Annotated in this window: 15 protein-coding genes; 6 read left to right on the top strand and 9 right to left on the bottom strand. The window is 68.2% G+C overall.

Features of this window, described 5'->3' with window-relative positions; translation table 11 throughout:
• Positions 1-291: 291 nt before the first annotated feature.
• The 3 genes from ACIOMQ_RS39880 to thyX all read right to left on the bottom strand — a co-directional run bounded on the left by ACIOMQ_RS39880 (position 292) and on the right by thyX (position 3,896).
• Complete coding sequence (locus tag ACIOMQ_RS39880) at positions 292-1,977, bottom strand: ribonuclease J (protein ID WP_362209592.1); 1,686 nt, start codon at positions 1,975-1,977, stop codon at positions 292-294.
• 129 nt (positions 1,978-2,106) lie between these two features.
• Positions 2,107-3,006: a 4-hydroxy-tetrahydrodipicolinate synthase gene (dapA, locus tag ACIOMQ_RS39875; protein WP_402192626.1), complete on the bottom strand. Its 900-nt coding sequence runs from the start codon at positions 3,004-3,006 to the stop codon at positions 2,107-2,109.
• 152 nt (positions 3,007-3,158) lie between these two features.
• The gene (gene thyX / locus ACIOMQ_RS39870; RefSeq protein WP_401271024.1) at positions 3,159-3,896 is read right to left on the bottom strand and encodes an FAD-dependent thymidylate synthase; all 738 of its coding nucleotides are present in this window, start codon (positions 3,894-3,896) and stop codon (positions 3,159-3,161) included.
• A gap of 186 nt (positions 3,897-4,082) precedes the next feature.
• On the opposite strand from thyX, the gene ACIOMQ_RS39865 reads away from it, so the two are divergent.
• A complete protein-coding gene (locus tag ACIOMQ_RS39865) occupies positions 4,083-4,322 on the top strand; it encodes a hypothetical protein (protein ID WP_362209601.1) in 240 nt (79 codons plus the stop codon).
• Positions 4,323-4,416: 94 nt separating this feature from the next.
• A complete protein-coding gene (locus tag ACIOMQ_RS39860) occupies positions 4,417-4,968 on the top strand; it encodes a hypothetical protein (RefSeq protein ID WP_362209604.1) in 552 nt (183 codons plus the stop codon).
• An 84-nt stretch (positions 4,969-5,052) separates the two neighbouring features.
• Here the strand turns inward: ACIOMQ_RS39860 and ACIOMQ_RS39855 are convergent, their stop codons facing one another.
• The 6 genes from ACIOMQ_RS39855 to eccD form a co-directional block, all read right to left on the bottom strand.
• On the bottom strand, positions 5,053-5,520 hold the full coding sequence (locus tag ACIOMQ_RS39855; RefSeq protein ID WP_362209606.1) for a hypothetical protein: 468 nt from the start codon (positions 5,518-5,520) through the stop codon (positions 5,053-5,055).
• Positions 5,521-5,533: 13 nt separating this feature from the next.
• Positions 5,534-6,286: a 4-hydroxy-tetrahydrodipicolinate reductase gene (gene dapB / locus ACIOMQ_RS39850; protein WP_362209609.1), complete on the bottom strand. Its 753-nt coding sequence runs from the start codon at positions 6,284-6,286 to the stop codon at positions 5,534-5,536.
• Between the two features lie 24 nt (positions 6,287-6,310).
• Positions 6,311-7,690, bottom strand: coding sequence for a pitrilysin family protein (locus tag ACIOMQ_RS39845; protein ID WP_362209612.1), 1,380 nt, complete (start codon positions 7,688-7,690; stop codon positions 6,311-6,313).
• Positions 7,687-9,900, bottom strand: coding sequence for a polyribonucleotide nucleotidyltransferase (locus ACIOMQ_RS39840; protein ID WP_401271017.1), 2,214 nt, complete (start codon positions 9,898-9,900; stop codon positions 7,687-7,689). Before ACIOMQ_RS39840 ends, ACIOMQ_RS39845 begins: the two co-directional genes overlap by 4 nt.
• A 346-nt stretch (positions 9,901-10,246) precedes the next feature.
• The gene (rpsO, locus tag ACIOMQ_RS39835) at positions 10,247-10,537 is read right to left on the bottom strand and encodes a 30S ribosomal protein S15 (protein WP_003965855.1); all 291 of its coding nucleotides are present in this window, start codon (positions 10,535-10,537) and stop codon (positions 10,247-10,249) included.
• A 278-nt stretch (positions 10,538-10,815) separates the two neighbouring features.
• The gene (eccD, locus tag ACIOMQ_RS39830) at positions 10,816-12,318 is read right to left on the bottom strand and encodes a type VII secretion integral membrane protein EccD (RefSeq protein ID WP_402192623.1); all 1,503 of its coding nucleotides are present in this window, start codon (positions 12,316-12,318) and stop codon (positions 10,816-10,818) included.
• Between the two features lie 234 nt (positions 12,319-12,552).
• Here eccD and eccCa point away from each other — a divergent pair, with 234 nt between their 5' ends.
• From eccCa to ACIOMQ_RS39810, 4 genes are all read left to right on the top strand, one after another.
• Complete coding sequence (gene eccCa, locus ACIOMQ_RS39825) at positions 12,553-16,527, top strand: type VII secretion protein EccCa (RefSeq protein WP_401271015.1); 3,975 nt, start codon at positions 12,553-12,555, stop codon at positions 16,525-16,527.
• Positions 16,528-16,937: 410 nt separating this feature from the next.
• Positions 16,938-17,384, top strand: a complete 447-nt coding sequence (locus ACIOMQ_RS39820; protein ID WP_362209622.1) for a hypothetical protein — start codon at positions 16,938-16,940, stop codon at positions 17,382-17,384.
• Positions 17,384-19,492: a hypothetical protein gene (locus tag ACIOMQ_RS39815; protein WP_402192621.1), complete on the top strand. Its 2,109-nt coding sequence runs from the start codon at positions 17,384-17,386 to the stop codon at positions 19,490-19,492. The genes ACIOMQ_RS39820 and ACIOMQ_RS39815 overlap by 1 nt, the downstream gene beginning before the upstream one ends.
• Entirely contained in the window at positions 19,489-20,037 is a 549-nt protein-coding gene (locus ACIOMQ_RS39810; protein ID WP_402192619.1) for a hypothetical protein, read from the top strand. Before ACIOMQ_RS39815 ends, ACIOMQ_RS39810 begins: the two co-directional genes overlap by 4 nt.
• Positions 20,038-20,053 lie beyond the last annotated feature (16 nt).

Below are 20,053 nucleotides of genomic sequence, written 5' to 3'. Positions count from 1 at the left end.
TTTCCAGTTCTTCGCTTTCGCGTTTCCCTTTCCAGCGGTTCCAACCTTACCAGACTCTTTTCCGTTCCGTTTCCGGTCCGAATTTGAATTCCGGCGGCCTTTGGAGTGGCCTTGCCTTTCGGCGGATCCGACTTTATCAGAAGTTCTGAGTCGGAATTCCCACCCCGTTCGGGTAGTCCACGGCGCACGAGTGTGCGCGGTACTTCCCGGTCAGGCGGAGCCGTAAACGTACTGGAGCGGGGCCCCCGATGCAAATCGGGGGCCCCGCTCCGGAGTTCGCGCCTGTCGGGATCAGACCTCGACGACGACCGGAAGGATCATCGGGCGTCGGCGGTAGGTGTCGGAGACCCACTTGCCTACTGTGCGGCGGACCAGTTGCTGGACCTGGTGGGGTTCCAGCACACCGTCCTGGGCGGACCTGTTGATCGCTTCCTCGATCTTCGGCACGACGGCGCTGAATGCCGAGTCGTCGATGCCGGAGCCACGGGCATGGATGTCCGGGCCGCCCGTGATCTTGCCGGAGGAGCTGTCGACCACGATGAAGACGGAGATGATGCCCTCCTCACCCAGGATCCGGCGGTCCTTGAGAGAGGTCTCGGTGACGTCCCCGACCGAAAGGCCGTCGACGTACACATAGCCGGCCTGGACCTTGCCGACGATCTTGGCCCTGCCGTCGACGAGGTCGACGACGACGCCGTCCTCGGCGATGACGATGTGGTCCTTGGGCACGCCGGTGAGAGCACCCAGTTCGGCGTTGGCCCTGAGGTGGCGCCACTCGCCGTGGACCGGCATCAGGTTCTTCGGCTTGCAGATGTTGTAGAAGTACAGCAGCTCGCCGGCCGAGGCGTGGCCCGAGACGTGGACCTTGGCATTGCCCTTGTGGACCACGTTCGCGCCCCAGCGGGTCAGGCCGTTGATCACGCGGTAGACCGCGTTCTCGTTGCCCGGAATCAGGGACGACGCCAGGATCACCGTGTCGCCCTGGACGATCCGGATCTGGTGGTCGCGGTTGGCCATACGGGACAGCGCGGCCATCGGCTCGCCCTGGGAGCCCGTGCAGACCAGCACGATCTCGTCGTCCGGCAGGTCGTCGAGGGTCTTGACGTCGACCACCAGGCCCGCGGGGACCTTCAGATAGCCCAGGTCACGGGCGATGCCCATGTTGCGGACCATCGACCGGCCGACGAAAGCGACCCGGCGGCCGTACTCGTGGGCCGCGTCGAGGATCTGCTGGATGCGGTGTACGTGGCTGGCGAAGCTCGCCACGATGATGCGCTTCTGGGCATTGGCGAAGACCGTGCGCAGGACATTGGAGATGTCCCGCTCCGGCGGTACGAAGCCGGGGACCTCCGCGTTGGTCGAGTCGGAGAGAAGAAGGTCGATGCCTTCCTCGCTCAGCCGGGCGAACGCGTGCAGGTCGGTGAGCCGGCCGTCCAGCGGGAGCTGGTCCATCTTGAAGTCACCGGTCGCGACGGCCATGCCCGCGGGCGTGCGGATGGCGACCGCGAGAGCGTCCGGGATGGAGTGGTTGACCGCGACGAACTCGCAGTCGAAGACACCGATGCGCTCGCGCTGGCCCTCCGCGACTTCGAGGGTGTACGGACGGATGCGGTGCTCCTGGAGCTTGGCCTCGATCAGCGCGAGGGTGAGCTTGGAGCCGATGAGCGGGATGTCCGGCTTCAGGCGCAGCAGGTACGGGACGCCACCGATGTGGTCCTCGTGGCCGTGCGTGAGGACGATGCCCTCGATGTCGTCGAGACGGTCCCGGATCGTGGTGAAGTCCGGCAGGATCAGGTCGATACCGGGCTGCTCCTCCTCCGGGAAGAGGACTCCGCAGTCGACGACGAGCAGGCGGCCGCCGTACTCGAAGACCGTCATGTTGCGGCCGATTTCACCGAGGCCGCCGAGGGGGGTGACCCGGAGGCCGCCCTTCGGGAGCTTCGGCGGGGTGCCGAGTTCGGGATGCGGATGACTCAAAAGACTCTCCTTACCACGCACGCCACGTACCGCTTGGGCACGTGGCGCGCATGTCATTCGTGCACTTGCTGTTGTCTGTGTTTTCGCTCTTGCGAGTGTTTTTGGCTTATTCAGTTGTGAAGTCTGTGGTTACAGCTCTACCCCACCGGCGGCGAGATCGATCTTGAGCTGCGCCGTCTCCTGTGCGGTGAGTTCCACCAGGGGGAGGCGCAGCGGGCCCGCGGGGAGGCCCCGAAGGGTCAGCGCGGCCTTGGTGGTGATCACGCCCTGGGTGCGGAACATTCCGGTGAAGACCGGCAGGAGCTTCTGGTGGATCTCCGTGGCCTTCTGGACGTCGCCGCCGAGGTACGCCTCGATGAGGGCGCGCAGCTCCGGGGTGACGACGTGGCCGACGACGGAAACAAAGCCGACGGCGCCGACCGAGAGGAGCGGCAGGTTCAGCATGTCGTCGCCCGAGTACCAGGCGAGGCCGGACCGGGTGATGGCCCAGCTGGCGCGGCCGAGGTCGCCCTTGGCGTCCTTGTTGGCGACGATACGCGGGTGCTCGGCGAGCCGCACCAGTGTCTCGGTGTCGATCGGCACTCCGCTGCGGCCCGGAATGTCGTAGAGCATCACCGGCAGGCCGGTGGCATCGGCGATGGCCGTGAAGTGGCGGAAGATGCCTTCCTGCGGCGGCTTGTTGTAGTACGGCGTCACCGCGAGGAGGCCATGGGCGCCGGAGCGTTCGGCCGTTCGGGCGAGCTCGACGCTGTGCCGGGTGTCGTTGGTGCCGATGCCGGCGACGACGTGGGCCCTGTCTCCCACGGCTTCCAGTACGGCCCTTACGAGCTGGTCTTTCTCCGCGTCGCTGGTGGTCGGGGACTCGCCGGTGGTGCCGTTGATGATCAGGCCGTCATTGCCTGCGTCCACCAGATGGGCGGCGAGCCGCTGGGCACCGTCGAGGTCGAGTGCACCGTCCGCCGTGAAAGGCGTGACCATAGCGGTGAGGACCCGCCCGAAGGGGGTCTGCGGAGTGGAGATCGGAGCCATGGGTAACACGCTACTCGTTGCTCAGCGCTCAATGCCCCCTCGGGGGGACACACAGTAGGAGCCCGGCACTGCCTGCTCGGGGGTTCAAGCAGTGCCGGGTCCGTTTGATCAGCCTAGATGAACTTCACGAAACGCCGCAATACGGACACCGCTTACGGGGCTACCCGTCCGTTTTTGTTGAAGGCTGCATGGGTGAGGGGCATGAGCCGGGCCCAGTGCTCCTCCATCTGCTGGCCGACCATCTCGATCTCCCGCTGCGGGAAGGAGGGCACCTTGGCCAGTTCGTGCTGGGTTCGCAGGCCGAGGAAGTGCATCAGCGAGCGGGCGTTGCACGTGGCGTACATCGAGGAGAACAGGCCCACGGGAAGCACGGCACGGGCGACCTCGCGGGCCACTCCTGCGGCAAGCATCTCCTGGTACGCCTCGTACGCCTGGCGGTACGAGTCCTCCATGACGCGGCCGGTGAGCTCCTGCTGGGCCTGGGTGCCCTCGACGAACTCGTACTTCCCCGGGCGCCCCTGCTGGACGAGCTTGCGGGACTCCCCCGGGACGTAGAAGACCGGTTCCAGCTCCCTGTAGCGGCCCGATTCCTCGTTGTACGACCAGCCGACGCGGTGGCGCATGAACTCGCGGAACACGAAGATCGGGGCGCTGATGAAGAAGGTCATCGAGTTGTGCTCGAACGGGCTGCCGTGCCGGTCGCGCATCAGGAAGTTGATGAGCCCCTTGGAGCGCTCGGGGTCCTTGGTGACCTCTTCCAGGGACTGCTCACCGGCCGTGGAGACACGGGCCGCGAACAGGACGTCGGAGTCGCCAGCGGCGTGTTTCACCAGGTCAACAGTGACATCGCTGCGGAAGCTGGGCTTTGCGGGCTCGGGGGTCTCGGTCACCGGCGGGGTCCTTCCAATTGCGTCGCTCGGGCGGCGCCCACTCTACGGGCCGCCTCAGACAACGGCGGTCGGAAGGTCCGTCCCGGGATTTCTTCGATGAATTCGGCGATTCGGGGCACCGAACGGGTCGGTTGTGCGTCTGACTCATTAGCAGCATCCGCAACAGGGTTCAAGGAGAGTTTCCTCATGTTCCGCCGGCGTGAATCCGTCCCGTTCTCGTTCGTAGCCGACGCCGACCGATTCCGCAGTAACGTCACCCCGCCCCCGCGTGAGCGCACCAGCGTCTCGCAGTTGGCCGGCCGTTCCCTCATCGGGCTGACCGTGGCGGCAGGTCTCGTGGGGTCGCTGATCCTCGGCCTGCCCGCTCTGAGCCCCGCCCAGGACGCGTCGCACTCGCAGCAGACCGAGGCCGCCCACGGGCGCTGACTCGTACAGGCCCCCTGGGGTGGTCGGGGCGGTGACCTCCTCGGTAGCCTCACCGGGCACAGCAATCGAGCGTGCTTGTGAGTGAGGATCAGTCGTGCCCCTGCCCTTCCTGACGGCCGACCGCGCGTTTGACGCGAGCGCTGAGGACATCGCGCTGCCGTTCGACGACCACGACAGTTGGCGGCGCCCGTACCGCCCCGGGCCCTGGCGGGTGGCGGCCGCGGCCTCCCTGTTGCTGATCGCGTCGTTCGTCCTGCTCGCGGGGATGGTCATCGCGTTCGCCGGGGCGGTCTCGGGTGCCGCCGCCTGTCTGGGGCTCGCGCTCGTGGTCATCGTCTGCGCCCTGCGGCTGCTGCGCACCGGCGCCTGGGTGAGCCGGCACGGCGTGCGCCGGGTGGGCTTCCTCACGACGACGACCGTGCCGTGGAACCGGGTCACGGCCGTCCGCACCGTGCAGCAGCCGGTGAAGTGGCTCGGGTTTCCGCGCACGGTGCAGGGGCAGGCGCTGATCGTCGTACGCCAGAGCGGCGAGGCGCTTTCGCCCCTGCTCACCGACAGCAACGCGGATTTTCTGGCACGGGGCGAGGCATTCGACCGCGCTGCCGACACGGTCGAGGCGTGGGCGGACGAGTACGCGCAAGGCTGAGGCGAGGGGTGACGGGCCCGTTCGGTGACCGCTTCGTCGATCGCCGGACGGGCCCGAAGGACGTTCTCCATCGCCGGACGGGCCCTATTCGGCCGGTGTGACCCGTCCGAGGGCCGGCTTCGTGTGCAGGGCGATGGCGCGTTGCATGGCTTTCCGGGCCCGTGGGGTGTCCCTGGCGTCCTGGTAGGCGACGGCCAGGCGGAACCAGCAGCGCCAGTCGTCCGGGGCGTCCTCGGTCTCCTCACGGCGCCGTGCGAACACGGCGTCGGCCGAGGCGCGGTCGATGCGGCCGGACGGGGTACGGACCAGTTCGTCGACCGGCAGACCGCCCTCCGCGTCGAGTTCCGCGGCCAGCGCGTTGGCCCGCGCCACGAACTGGGTGTTCTTCCAGAGGAACCAGACCCCGATCACCGGCAGGATCAGCACGGCGACGCCGAAGGTGACCGTCAGCAGGGTGCCGTGCTCGATGAGCAGGACGCCACGGCTGCCGACCAGGACGAAGTAGAAGACCAGGACGGCAGCGGTGACGAAGTAAGTGATCTTTGCGCGCATGGCGGGGGCTCAGTCAGTTCAGGTCGAGGAAGTGTTCCAGGCCGAACGTGAGGCCGGGAGTGGTCACCACGCGGCGTGCGCCGAGCAGGATGCCCGGCATGAAGCTGCTGTGATGCAGTGAGTCGTGGCGGATGGTGAGGGTCTCCCCCTCACCGCCGAGCAGCACTTCCTGGTGGGCGAGCAGGCCGCGGAGCCTGATCGCGTGGACCGGGACCCCGTCGACGTCCGCGCCGCGGGCACCGTCCAGGGCCGTGGCGGTGGCGTCCGGCTGCGGGGCGCAGCCGGCCTTCCGCCGGGCCTCGGCGATCAGCTGCGCGGTGCGGGTGGCGGTGCCCGAGGGGGCGTCGACCTTGTTGGGGTGGTGCAGCTCGACGACCTCGACGGACTCGAAGTAGCGGGCGGCCTGCTCCGCGAACTTCATCGTGAGGACGGCGCCGATGGAGAAGTTCGGCGCGATGAGCACGCCGGTCTCCGGGGAGCCGGTGAGCCAGGTGTTCAGCTGCGCGAGCCGTTCGTCGGACCAGCCCGTCGTACCGACGACGGCGTGGATGCCGTGCCGGATGCAGAAGTCGAGGTTGCCCATCACCGACGCGGGGGTGGTGAGCTCGACGACGACCTGCGCGCCGGATTCCGCGAGGGTCTCCAGCTTGTCGCCGCGGCCCAGGGCGGCCACCAGCTCCATGTCGTCGGCGGCCTCGACCGCTCGTACCGCCTCGGATCCGATACGGCCCTTGGCGCCGAGAACGGCCACGCGCAGCTTGCTCATTGCTCTGCTTCCTTACGGGTGGGGTTAGGAGACCGCTTCGTCGAGGCGGTCGGCCTGCTTGTCCTTGAGCGGGCCGATGACGGAGAGCGAAGGGCGGTGTCCGAGGACCTCGCCCGCGACCGCGCGCACGTCGTCGGGGGTGACCTGCGCTATCCGGGCCAGCATGTCGTCGACCGACATCTGGTCGCCCCAGCACAGTTCGCTCTTGCCGATGCGGTTCATCAGCGCGCCGGTGTCCTCCAGGCCGAGGACGGTGGAACCGGAGAGCTGACCGATGGCGCGGCCGATCTCCTCGTCGCTCAGTCCTTCGGACGCTACCCGGTCGAGCTCGTCCCGGCAGATCTTGAGGACGTCGTGGACCTGGCTGGGCCGGCAGCCCGCGTACACGCCGAAGAGTCCGCAGTCGGCGAAGCCCGAGGTGTACGAGTAGACGCTGTAGGCGAGGCCGCGCTTCTCCCGTACCTCCTGGAAGAGGCGTGAGCTCATGCCGCCGCCGAGAGCGGTGTTGAGGACGCCGAGCGCCCAGCGTCGGTCGTCGGTGCGGGCCAGGCCGGGGACGCCGAGGACGACGTGGGCCTGCTCGGTCCTGCGGTTCAGCAGCTCGACGCTGCCCGCGGTGCGCACGGTGCGCGAGCCCGCGCGCGGCGGGACCGGGACGGCGTCGGTGCGGGACAGGGCGCCCGCGCGCTCGAAGGCCCTGCGGACCTGCCGTACGACCGTGGCGTGGTCGATGTTGCCCGCGGCGGCGACGACCAGGTGCGTGGGGTCGTAGTGCTTCTTGTAGAAGCGGGCGATCCGGCCGCGGTCGAGCGCGTTGATGGTGTCGACGGTGCCGAGGACCGGGCGGCCGAGGGGGGTGTCGCCGAGCAGGGTGTGCGCGAACAGGTCGTGCACGCAGTCGCCCGGGTCGTCCTCGGTCATGGCGATCTCTTCGAGGATGACACCGCGCTCGGCGTCGACGTCCTCGGCGGTGATCAGCGAGCCGGTCAGCATGTCGCAGACGACGTCGATGGCCAGCGGCAGGTCGGTGTCGAGGACCCGCGCGTAGTAGCAGGTGAACTCCTTCGCCGTGAAGGCGTTCATCTCGCCGCCGACCGCGTCGAGGGCGGCGGAGATGTCGAGGGCGCTGCGCTTGGCGGTGCCCTTGAAGAGGAGGTGTTCGAGGTAGTGCGTCGCGCCGTTCAGAGTGGGGGTCTCGTCGCGTGATCCGACGTTGGCCCAGATCCCGAAGGTGGCGGAGCGGACGGAGGGCAGCGTCTCGGTGACGACCCGGAGGCCGCCCGGGAGGACGGTGCGGCGGACCGTACCGATGCCGTTGGTGCCCTTGAGAAGCGTTTGGGTACGGGCGACGGCCCGCGCCTTCGAGGAGGCGCGGGCCGTCGTCACGGAACTACGGGACGTCACTTGGCGGCGTCGTCCTTCTTCTCGTCCTCTTCACCCTCGATGACGGGGATCAGGGAGAGCTTGCCGCGGGAGTCGATCTCGGCGATCTCGACCTGGACCTTGGCGCCGACACCGAGCACGTCCTCGACGTTCTCCACGCGCTTGCCACCGGCGAGCTTGCGGATCTGCGAGATGTGCAGCAGGCCGTCCTTGCCCGGCATGAGGGAGACGAACGCACCGAAGGTGGTGGTCTTGACGACCGTACCCAGGTAGCGCTCGCCGACCTCCGGCATGGTCGGGTTGGCGATCGAGTTGATCGTGGCGCGGGCGGCCTCGGCGGCCGGTCCGTCGGCGGCACCGATGTAGATGGTGCCGTCGTCCTCGATCGTGATGTCGGCGCCGGTGTCCTCCTGGATCTGGTTGATCATCTTGCCCTTGGGGCCGATGACCTCACCGATCTTGTCCACCGGGATCTTGACGGTGATGATCCGCGGGGCGTTCGGGGACATCTCGTCCGGGACGTCGATGGCCTCGTTCATCACATCGAGGATGTGGAGGCGGGCGTCGCGGGCCTGCTTCAGCGCGGCGGCCAGGACCGAGGCGGGGATGCCGTCGAGCTTGGTGTCGAGCTGGAGCGCGGTGACGAACTGCTTCGTACCGGCGACCTTGAAGTCCATGTCGCCGAAGGCGTCCTCCGCACCGAGGATGTCGGTGAGGGCGACGTAGTGGGTCTTGCCGTCGATCTCCTGGGAGATCAGGCCCATGGCGATACCGGCGACAGCGGCCTTGAGCGGCACACCGGCGTTCAGCAGCGACATGGTGGAGGCGCAGACCGAGCCCATGGACGTCGAGCCGTTGGAGCCCAGCGCCTCGGAGACCTGGCGGATCGCGTAGGGGAACTCCTCGCGCGTCGGCAGCACCGGCACGATGGCGCGCTCGGCGAGCGCACCGTGGCCGATCTCGCGGCGCTTGGGCGAGCCCACGCGACCGGTCTCACCGACGGAGTACGGCGGGAAGTTGTAGTTGTGCATGTAGCGCTTGCGGGTCACCGGGGAGAGGGTGTCCAGCTGCTGTTCCATGCGGAGCATGTTGAGGGTGGTGACGCCCAGGATCTGGGTCTCGCCACGCTCGAACAGCGCCGAGCCGTGCACCCGCGGGATGGCCTCGACCTCGGCGGCGAGCGTGCGGATGTCCGTGACACCGCGGCCGTCGATGCGGACCTTGTCCTTGATGACGCGCTCGCGGACCAGCTTCTTGGTCAGCGAGCGGTACGCGGCGGAGATCTCCTTCTCGCGGCCCTCGAAGGCCGGGAGGAGCTTCTCGGCGGCGATCTCCTTGACGCGGTCCAGCTCGGCCTCGCGGTCCTGCTTGCCGGCGATGGTGAGCGCCTGGGCCAGCTCGGACGTGACGGCGGCGGCGAGCGCCTCGAAGACGTCGTCCTGGTAGTCCAGGAAGACCGGGAAGTCGCCGGTGGGCTTGGCCGCCTTGGCGGCGAGGTCCGACTGGGCCTTGCAGAGGACCTTGATGAAGGGCTTCGCGGCTTCCAGACCGGCGGCGACGACCTCTTCGGTCGGGGCCTCGGCGCCGTCCTTGACGAGCTGGATGGTCTTCTCGGTGGCCTCGGCCTCGACCATCATGATCGCGACGTCGCCGTCCTCCAGGACGCGACCGGCGACGACCATGTCGAAGACGGCGTCCTCGAGCTCGGTGTGCGTCGGGAAGGCGACCCACTGGCCCTTGATCAGGGCGACACGGGTGCCGCCGACCGGGCCGGAGAAGGGCAGGCCGGCCAGCTGCGTGGAGCAGGAGGCGGCGTTGATCGCGACCACGTCGTACAGGTGGTCGGGGTTGAGCGCCATGATCGTCTCGACGATCTGGATCTCGTTGCGCAGGCCCTTCTTGAAGGAGGGGCGCAGCGGGCGGTCGATCAGGCGGCAGGTGAGGATCGCGTCCTCGGAGGGCCGGCCCTCGCGGCGGAAGAAGGAGCCGGGGATCTTGCCGGCGGCGTACTGCCGCTCCTCGACGTCCACCGTGAGGGGGAAGAAGTCGAGCTGGTCCTTGGGCTTCTTGGAAGCGGTGGTGGCCGACAGCACCATGGTGTCGTCGTCCAGGTACGCGACGGCGGAGCCGGCGGCCTGCTTGGCCAGGCGGCCCGTCTCGAAGCGGATGGTGCGGGTGCCGAAGGTTCCGTTGTCGATAACGGCCTCGGCGTAGTGGGTCTCGTTCTCCACTAGCGTTTTCTCCGATACATATCGTCTTCATCGCCCCCGCGCCCGTGTGGCGGGGGACGGTAGCGGAGAAGCCCTCCATCGGCGGGCCGGTCTTCGATCGAAGCACCCGGGTCGATGAGTCCGGGGGCCACTACCGAGGACCGGCGGCGGGGAGGTCTGCTTCTCGCTCGTCGTGGTTCGTTCTGCGGGTCGTTCTTCGACCAGGTTACTGAGATTCGACTCAGCTTGGCATTCCGGCCGTGCGGGCGGGCCCGCCACATCCCGTACATGCGTCCGTACGCACAATCGTACGTACAGCAAAGGGAGCGGCCCCCTCAGTGGTGGGAACCGCTCCCTTCACGGCGTACTACTTGGCGCCGCCGGCCGCACCGCGGCGGATGCCGAGGCGGTCGACCAGGGCACGGAAGCGCTGGATGTCCTTCTTGGCCAGGTACTGCAGGAGGCGGCGGCGCTGACCGACCAGGATCAGCAGACCACGACGGGAGTGGTGGTCGTGCTTGTGGGTCTTGAGGTGCTCCGTCAGGTCCGAGATCCGGCGGGAGAGCATCGCGACCTGGACCTCGGGGGATCCGGTGTCGCCCTCCTTCTGGGCAAACTCGGACATGATCTGCTTCTTCGTAGCGGCGTCGAGCGGCACGCGTACTCCTCTTTGATGTTCGATGCGTCCACGAGTGCCCCTGGTCTTGATCGCAGGGGGGCTTCCGTTACTCGGGAACGAAGGTCCGATGAGCGCAGCTCTCAGGATGATCCGGGAGCGCGTACACAAACGGCCGTCACACAGCGTACCAGTCCGGCGGAGCCGGTTCGGCCGGAGGTGAAGTGACCCCGGAGTCCGACGGCCGCTTCGCCCTCCGTCACCGGACGGGCTTGATCGCGCCCGGCCGGTGACGGGTTTCGCCGGGCGGGCCCGCGGGGTCAGCTGGTGAGGGCGCGGATCGAGTGGTAGAGGTCGAAAACGGCGAGGCACAGGGGCATCAGCGTCAGGAGCACACACGCTTCGGCGATCTCCAGGAAGCGCCCCCAGAACGGAGTGACTCCCTTGCGCGGCACGATCAGCCCGATGGCGGTGATCAGGGCGGCGGCGCCCGCGACGGCCGCGGTGAGCCAGATCGTACGGATGTCGAGCGCGCTGCTGTCCCCGGTGACGGCCTCGCGCAGCATTTCGGCCGGCGGATCGAGGGACAGGCCGAGGCCCAGGAGCACGAGTGCGCCGAGACCCGCCGCCAGGGCGCAGCCGACCTGGGCCGTGTAACGGAACAGATGGGAACGCATCAGCATGGCGATCCCGGTGGCGAGCGCCAGCAACTGGCCCCAGACGTTGCCCGAGAACCCCAGGACGGCCGCGGCGCCCACGGCCACCAGCGCGCAGCCGCCGACCAGGCCGACGAGCAGTTCGTGGCCGCGCCGCGCCTGGGCGGCGATGCGGTCGGCGTCGACCGGGCCCTGCGGCGCCGACTCGGACGTCCCGTAGTCACCCACGGTGGTACGGGGCGGCTCGAAGCCGATGGGAAGGCGGGCGAAACGGGTGGAGAGACCCGGCAGGAAGGCGAGGACACCCACGGCGAGCGGGGCGCACACCGCCGCGGTCTCGGCAGGCTTCATGCCCGTCATGATCGCGACGAAGGTCACCAGCAGGCCGACGGTGGCGGCGAACACGAACGCGACGAAGAGACCGTCCCCGCCGGGGGCGGCGATCATGAGGATCACCGCCGCCACCAGCACGGCGGCGCAGGCGAGCAGGAACTGGAGCCTGCCGATGCCCTGCCCCTCGCCGAGCGACAGCAGCCCGGCGCCGGCGACCGCCGCGTTCGCGAGCGCGCCGATGCCCAGGGCCATGGACGATCCCCGGTCGTCGTACACGCGCGCACGTACGCACGCCAGCGCGAGAGCGAGTACGGCGACGACAGCGGCAAGGACGCCGGGCAGGCCGTGCATGTCGTGCCGGACGTCGGAGGTCCACAGCACGAAACCGAGCAGGACCAGCAGGACCGACCCGCCGAAGAGGCCGGCTCCGCGCATGAGGCTGTCGCCCCAGAGGGTGCGGTCCCGGACGACGGCGGAGGCGACCGCGTCGGAGACGTCGTCGAAGACCGCGGGGGGCAGGGACTCGGAGAAGGGGCGCAGGGACAGGAGTTCGCCGTCGAGGATGCGCTGACTGGCCAGGGTGCGCCCGCTGTCGAGGACGGTGCCGTCGCGGCGTACCAGGTGATAGCCGACCGGAGCCCCCTGGGCGGGGCTCTGCCCCGACAGCCGGAGGATCTCCGGGTACAGGTCGGCGACCGGGATGTCCTCGGGCAGCGCCACATCGACGCGGCTGTCGGGCGCGACGACCGTGACCCGGCAGAAACCGGTTCCGTTGCCGGCCGGAACTCCGGGACCCGGCCGGCCTTGCCCGGTGGCCGCCGCTTGGGCCGTCATAGTCACCTGCTGCTCCCCCACATCGTTCTCCTGAAACGAACCTCGGGAGCGCGGGCCTCGCTCGCGCCCCGATTGACCGTTTCCTTGCGGTAGTTAGCGAATGCTTACACGCGTCGCGACACCCTATCGCTCTCGGGTCATCTCGTACGCCAGTAGGATCCTCCCGCGGATGGAGCCCGTCGCCACGGGGGCGCCGATACGAACAGTTCTGTCCGGCAAGGGAATTGGTGAGCTGTGAGCCAGATCGTCGTCAAGCGCCCACCGCGGGCCCTGCCCTCCGAAGTGCCGGACGAGCAGGTGCAGTTGCAACCTCCGCCCGAGCTTCCTCGCGGCCAGCAGGAGGGGGTGATGATGCAGCTGCTGCCGATGCTCGGCATGGGTGGTTCCGTCGTCTTCTTCTTCATGACCCCGAACCCGATCATGCGGATCATGGGAATGATCATGATCGGGTCGACGGTCGCCATGGCCATTGCGACGCTCGTCCGCTTCCGGCGCGGCACCCAGGGGCAGCTCGCCGACATGCGGCGCGACTATCTGAAGTATCTGACGCAAACCAGGCGCGCCGTACTGAAGACAGCCCGCAAACAGCGCGACGCGCAGTTCTATCTCCACCCCTCCCCGGAGCAGTTGTGGGCGCTTGTCGCCGAGGGCAGCCGCGTGTGGGAACGCCGCGTCGGTGACGCCGACTTCGCGCAGGTGCGCATCGGCCTGGGCAGTCAGGAACTCGCCACCCCCCTCGTCGCGCCCGAGACCGCGCCGGTCGATGAGCTGGAGCCGCTGACAGCGGGGGCGATGCAGCAGTTCCTGACGACCCACAGCACGCTGGACGGCCTGCCCATGGCCGTCTCGTTGCGCGCCTTCTACCACCTGACGATCAGCGGCGAAGCGGAGTCCGTCCGTTCCACGGCCCGCGCGATGGTCGGTGCGCTCGCCTCGCTGCACTCCCCCGAGGATCTGGTCATCGCCTTCGCGACGGGCCGGGACGCCGCCCCGCACTGGGAATGGGCGAAGTGGCTTCCGCACGCCCAGGCCCCGGACTTCATCGACGGCGCCGGTGGCCGCCGTCTGATCACCACGAGCATGGCGGAGCTGGAGGAGATGCTCGCGGGCCGGCTCGACGGCCGGCCGCGCTTCCAGCCCGACGGCCAGCCGCTCATGGACCAGCCCCATGTCGTCGTCGTGCTCGACGGCCAGTCCGTGTCGCCGGTGTCGGCGCTCGCTGCGGCCGAGGGCCTCCAGGGCGTGACGGTCGTCGAGGTCGTGCCGGGTGAGGTCGACGGGGCGCGCGGCGGCCTGTCCGCCGTGGTGCACCCCCATTCGCTGCGGCTGGAGTCCGGGCACGGGCTGGTCTACGACGGCCTTCCCGACCTGCTCGGCCATGAGGCCGCCGAAGCACTGGCCCGGCAGCTGGCGCCGCTCCATGTGGCCTCGGGCGGGGACGACGACGAGCCGTTGCTCGCCAATCTCGAATTCACCGATCTGCTGAACCTCGGTGACGCGGCCTCGATCGACGTCGGCAGGACCTGGCGGGCCCGCTCCCAGGCGGAGCGGCTGCGCGTCCCGATCGGCGTCGGCGAGGACGGCAGCCCGGTGATGCTGGACCTCAAGGAAGCGGCCCAGGAGGGAATGGGGCCGCACGGCCTGTGCGTCGGCGCCACCGGTTCCGGAAAGTCCGAACTGCTGCGTACGCTCGTCCTCGGCCTCGCCGTCACCCACACCTCGGAGACGCTCAACTTCGTCCTCGCGGACTTCAAGGGTGGAGCCACCTTCGCCGGTATGGCGCAGATGCCCCACGTCGCAGCGGTGATCACCAACCTCGCGGACGATCTGACGCTGGTCGACCGGATGGGCGACTCCATCAGCGGTGAGCTCAACCGGCGCCAGGAGATGCTGCGCGACGCGGGCAACTACGCCAACATCCACGACTACGAGAAGGCACGCGCCGCGGGCGCCCCGCTGCAGCCGATCCCCTCCCTCGTCCTGGTCATCGACGAGTTCAGCGAACTGCTCACCGCCAAGCCCGACTTCATCGAGATGTTCGTGCAGATCGGACGCATCGGCCGTTCGCTGGGCGTCCATCTGCTGCTTGCCTCGCAGCGCCTCGAAGAGGGGCGGCTGCGCGGCCTGGAGACCTATCTCTCGTACCGGATCGGCCTGCGCACGTTCTCGGCGGGCGAGTCCCGGTCGGCGCTGGGCGTGCCCGACGCCTACCACCTGCCCAACGTCCCCGGGTCCGGCTATCTGAAGTACGGCACGGACGAGATGGTGCGCTTCAAGGCCGCGTACGTCTCGGGGGTGTACCGCTCGGGCGCCCAGTCGGCCGTCTCCTCCGGTCCCCTGCCGGTGGACCGCAGGCCGGTGGTGTTCACGGCGGCTCCGGTGCCGGTGCAGTACGTACAGCCCAGCCCGGAGACCGGGGCCTCGGTGCCCGACGCACGTACGCCGGAGGACGACGCCCTGGCGGACACGGTGCTCGATGTGATCGTGCGCCGGCTGGAGGGCCGGGGGGCCTCCGCGCACCAGGTGTGGCTCCCTCCGCTGGACAACCCGCCGTCGCTCGACGAACTCCTGCCGGGGCTCTCCGCGGTCGAGGGCCGTGGGCTGACCCAGCCGGGATTCGAGGGTTCGGGCCGCCTCGTCGTACCGCTCGGCGTGGTCGACAAGCCGTACGAGCAGCGGCGCGACACGCTCTACCGTGACTTCTCCGGTGCTGCGGGCCACATGCAGATCACCGGTGGTCCGCAGTCCGGCAAGTCCACGCTGCTGCGCACACTCATCGCGGGCTTCGCGCTCACCCACACGCCCCAGGAGGTCCAGTTCTACGGACTCGACTTCGGTGGCGGCGGGATGGCCTCGGTCTCCGGTCTGCCGCACGTCGGCGGGATCGCCTCCCGGCTCGACCCGGAGCGGGTGCGGCGCACGGTCTCCGAGGTGTACGGGATCATGGCGCGGCGCGAGGAGTACTTCCGCAGCGCGGGCATCGACTCCATCGCCACCTTCCGCAGGCTCCGGGCGCGCGGCGACATCTCGGCCACGGACCAGCCGTGGGGCGACGTCTTTCTGATCATCGACGGCTGGGGCAACTTCCGTACGGACTACGAGGGTCTGGAAGCGGCGGCCGTGGACATCGCGGCGCGCGGCCTCGGATACGGCATCCACCTGATCGTCACGGCGTCACGTTCCATGGAGGTCCGGGCCAACCTCAAGGACCACCTGATGAACCGGCTCGAACTGCGGCTCGGCGACGTCATGGACTCCGAACTGGACCGCAAGGCCGCGGTCAACGTGCCGGCCGGCGTGCCCGGTCGTGGTCTCACGCCGGAGAAGCTGCACTTCATGGCCGCGGTACCGCGGATCGACGGAATCAACTCCGACAGCGACCTCTCCGAGGCGACGGCGGCCATGAACCAGGAGGTCGCCCGGCACTGGACCGCGGCGCCCGCTCCGGCGGTCCGGCTGCTGCCCCGCGAACTCCCGGTGCGCGAACTGCCCGCGGGCCACGCGCAACCGGAGCGGGGTATCGCGTTCGGTATCGACGAGAACAACCTGGAGCCGGTCTTCCTCGACTTCGAGCGCGACCCGTTCTTCCTGGTGTTCGGCGAGAGCGAGTCCGGAAAGTCCAATCTGCTGCGGCTGCTCATCAAGCAGCTGACCGAGAGGTACGACGGGAACGTCTGCAAGCTCTTCGTCATCGACAACCGGCGAGCGCTCCTGGACGTCACCCCTGCGACGCACCTGGCCGAGTACGTGCCCATGTCCAACAACATGGAGCACCACATGGACGCGCTGTACGACCTGATGAAGCGCCGTACGCCGTCGCCCGACGTCACGGCGCAGGAGCTGCGCGAGCGCAGTTGGTGGAGCGGGCCGACGGTCTACGTGGTCGTCGACGACTACGACCTGGTCTCCACGTCCAGCGGGAACCCGCTGGCCAAGCTCACGGAGATGCTGCCGTTCTCACGTGACGTCGGCGTCCGGTTCATCATCGCCCGCAGCACGGCGGGGGCCGGACGGGCCCTGTACGAGCCGTTCATGCAGCGCATCATGGAGCTGGGCGCGCAGGGCCTGATGCTCTCGGGCGACCCCATCGAGGGGGACGTCCTCGGCAACGTACGACCGCGCCCGATGCCTCCGGGGCGCGGGGTCTTCGTCACGAGGCGGCGGGGGAATCCGCTGGTGCAGTCCGGGCTCATGGACGGGGAGCGGTAGCGCCGCACGCGCGGCGGGCGGGGCGGCGGGCCGGCCCGGGTGACTGTTCCCGCCTGCCTCGTACTCCGCACTCTCCACACGCCTGGAAGGGGGCGGCGGCTCGCCCGGCTGCCGCCCCCGGACGGAACTGATCCGTTCAGTTCGGCGGTCCTTCAGTTCGGTGTCAGGCAGTCCGGGCGTGCGGGCGACGCGGTCCTACGACCGCACCGCCGGCCATCGGGACCAACGGGACTGACAAGACCAACAGGACTGGCAGGACCGGCAGGACTGACACGGCATGAAGATCGAACGGCGGTGAAGCTGACGCTAAACTCCCGTCAAGTTCGATTGGCAGGTCGATTTTTCGAGTGAAGGATCGAAGTCTTCTCATCCAGCTCGGCGCAACAGACTGCACGGGGGAAAGGGGTCTGATGACCTGGGACGAGTGGGAGCAGCTCAAGACGGCGGCTGTCGAGAACCGCTCCGCGGCGATGCAGCTGAACCATGTACCGGACGAGGGCGGCGCGCCCGCTCCCGGAGGTGACCTGAAGGTCGATCAGCAGGACCTCGCGGCCGTCGGTGACGCGGCGTTCAAGCTCTTCGACAATCTGGGCAAGAACGGCCGTGACGCCTGGTCCATCAGCCAGACGGCCGCAAAGGATCTGAGCACCCAGGGCTTCGCACTGGGCGGCGCGCTCGACCATGTGCAGGATCGCTGGGAGAAGCAGCTCAAGACCCTGCTGGACGCCTGCGCGCACATTTCCAATCACATGGATTTCACCAAGGGCGCACACGCCGGTGACGAGTACTACATCTACGGCATCGTGAGCAGCATATCGACGCTGGACGACGGGTTCACGGAGAGGACGCAGCGCTGATGGACTTCGAAACGCTGCGCCAGGGCGACTTCAGCCAGCTCGGCCAGGCCATCACTGCCTGGAAGGGGGTGGTGGACAAACTCGGAACGCTGGAAACGGACGCACGGGACAACCTGAAGGCGAAGGCGGACAAGGCCAACTGGGCCGGTGTGAATGCCACCGTCTCTCGTGAGTTCATCACCAAGACGGCGGGAGAATTCTCCGACGCCCACACCCAGGCGAAGACCATCCACAGCATCCTCAACGACACCCGCGACGAGTTGGTCAGCTACAAGGAGCAGTTGGACCAGGCCTTGGAGCGGGGCCGCAAGAAGAACCTCACGGTGGCCCAGATCGGCGGTGGCGGCTTCACCGTGACGATGCTCATCCACCCGGACCGCGCCGCCAAGGGCCACGAGGTCCCGGACCACTCTCCGCAGGACGCGGACCACCTGCGGGACGATGTGCAGCTCATCCTGAACCGGGCGACGGAGAGCGACACGACGGCGGCGACCGTGCTGCGCGCCATCGTCGACCAGGCCGAGGTCGGCTTCTCAGGTGCCTCGTACACCGACCGTGACACCGCGATCGACGCCCTGCGCAAGGCCGAGGAAGCCGCCAAGCTGATCAAGGAGAAGGGCGACGAGATGTCGCCCGAGGAGTTCCAGAAGCTGAACGGTCTGCTCAGCTCGTTCAAGAACGACCCGTTGTTCCAGGAGAAGTTCGCCACGCAGCTGGGCCCGAAGGCGACGCTGGAGTTCTGGGCGGACCTTTCGAGCCCGGACAGCCCGAAGGGCCTCGCCCGCACGCAGCTCGACCATCTCGGGGAGTTCCAGAAGAACCTGGGATACGTCCTGGGCGGCGCCACCCAGTCGGACAGCCCTGCCATGCGGCAGTGGGAGAACGACATGCTGAGGTTCTCGGGCGAGCGGTACAACACCCGCCAGGGTGACGTCTGGGGCTTCCAGATCATGAGCAACCTCATGCGCACGGGCGACTACGACGACCAGTTCCTCAACAAGTACGGCAACGAACTGGTCGCCAAGGAGAAGGAGATGAGGCTGCCGGACCACTTCTGGAACCAGCAGCCGAAGCCGAAGCTGAACTTCGTCGGCGACGAGGACTTCGGCCGCGACCCGATGACGGGCTTCCTCACGGCGCTCTCCAACAGCCCGGACGCCTCGACGGACTTCTTCAACACGAAGGAGCCGCAGGACAACGCGCAGTGGGTGCTGAAGGACCGCCCGTACTTCGACGACTCACCACTGAACGACGGCCCGAACGAGGGCAAGGACGCGGCCGGCAAGGCCATGTTCGCGGCGGTGTCGGGCGTCAGCGACCCGGAGGCGCCCGGGACGAAGTACGAGGAGCACACGCCGGAGCAGCGGGAGGCCATGAAGCGCTCCCTGGGCATCCTGGCGAGCACCGGCAACGACTTCCCGTCGGAGATGCGCGACAGCATGGCGTACGCCATGGGCAACCATGGCGACTGGGTCCACGAGGCGATGCGCAGCCCACTCGTCCCGCGCTCGCTGGACGCAGGGCAGCTGATGGAAGTCAGCAAGCAGATCTCGCGCAACAGGCAGGACTACGAGACCCTCACCCAGGTCATGCATCAGGCGATCGTGACCGACATCCTCACCAGGAACGACCACCTCGACAGCCCCACCGAGATCGCCCACCCCGAGGACACCCTCGACAGCGCCGGTCGCACGATCGGTTTCCTGGAAGAAGCCCGCTACCAGGCCACCAACACCGACAAGGGCGAAGCCCTCGCCGACGCCTCGTGGAAGAAGATGGGGAGGTACCACGTTGTGGGCGGTCTCCTCGGGCCGTGGCATCCGCTCGGCGACGCGGTACAGCGCGGCGTGGACGTGATCACCACGAAGATGCTGGAGGACGAGCAGAACCGGATCAACGACTCGGCCACCGCCGATCACACCAAGACGTACGCCAACCGCTGCCTGGAACTCCAGTCACTCGCGGACATCTGGTACCAGGAGAACAAGGACTGGGCGGAGGACCCCGCGCACGAGGGCTTCTCCAAGAACCAAGGCATCTACTCACAGATCGAGGGCTCCGCCAACGACGGCAACAAGAAAGCCGAGGGAGTGAAGGGCATCCAATGACGAAGGTACTTCGCCACACGGCCGTCTCCGCCCTCACCGCGTGGCTCGCACTGTCCCTCACCGCATGCGGCAGCGGACGGGAGTACACCGTTCCGAAGGAAGCGTGCGGGGTCCCGCTCAACGAAAAGACCCTCGACCCGTTCCTCTTCGACGGCAAGAAACTCAGGGTCACGGGTGGTTCCGTGATCGAGACCGGCACGAACATTCAGGGTGCCTGCCGCATCGGGGTGGACGGCAAACTGGTGGTCCACCTCCGGGTCGACAAGGCGGACAAACTCTACGATCCGATGGACAAGTTGTATGCCTTCCGTTTCACCAACCGAGAGAAGATGAAGGACCTGCCGTTCGCCGGACTGGGGGCACTGGGTGACGCTACCTCCATGGTCAGTACAGGCTGCTCCGGCCCCAAGGCGGACTCCCTCATCGCGATCGTCAGCGTCGACGGCCAGGCCGGCGGTGACGTCGCCGAACGTCGCAAGGACATCAAGGCCTTCATCTTGGACTTCGTACCGAAGGTGAAGAAGGCTCTCCGCTGCACGGCCTGACACCCCCTGCCCACGG

The organism is Streptomyces sp. NPDC087845, from assembly GCF_044742755.1.
In the GTDB taxonomy this organism is placed as follows: domain Bacteria; phylum Actinomycetota; class Actinomycetes; order Streptomycetales; family Streptomycetaceae; genus Streptomyces.
Note: the sequence above shows the minus strand (reverse complement) of the source record. Positions and strands in the feature narration are given on the sequence as shown.

What these genes read in the sequence shown, in the direction of transcription:
- ACIOMQ_RS39820 (WP_362209622.1), top strand. Translation starts at nt 16,938, where the DNA reads ATGACCTGGGACGAGTGGGAGCAGCTCAAGACGGCGGCTGTCGAGAAC.
- dapA (WP_402192626.1), bottom strand. Translation starts at nt 3,006, where the DNA reads ATGGCTCCGATCTCCACTCCGCAGACCCCCTTCGGGCGGGTCCTCACC.
- ACIOMQ_RS39810 (WP_402192619.1), top strand. Translation starts at nt 19,489, where the DNA reads ATGACGAAGGTACTTCGCCACACGGCCGTCTCCGCCCTCACCGCGTGG.
- ACIOMQ_RS39865 (WP_362209601.1), top strand. Translation starts at nt 4,083, where the DNA reads ATGTTCCGCCGGCGTGAATCCGTCCCGTTCTCGTTCGTAGCCGACGCC.
- eccD (WP_402192623.1), bottom strand. Translation starts at nt 12,318, where the DNA reads ATGACGGCCCAAGCGGCGGCCACCGGGCAAGGCCGGCCGGGTCCCGGA.
- ACIOMQ_RS39815 (WP_402192621.1), top strand. Translation starts at nt 17,384, where the DNA reads ATGGACTTCGAAACGCTGCGCCAGGGCGACTTCAGCCAGCTCGGCCAG.
- dapB (WP_362209609.1), bottom strand. Translation starts at nt 6,286, where the DNA reads ATGAGCAAGCTGCGCGTGGCCGTTCTCGGCGCCAAGGGCCGTATCGGA.
- ACIOMQ_RS39855 (WP_362209606.1), bottom strand. Translation starts at nt 5,520, where the DNA reads ATGCGCGCAAAGATCACTTACTTCGTCACCGCTGCCGTCCTGGTCTTC.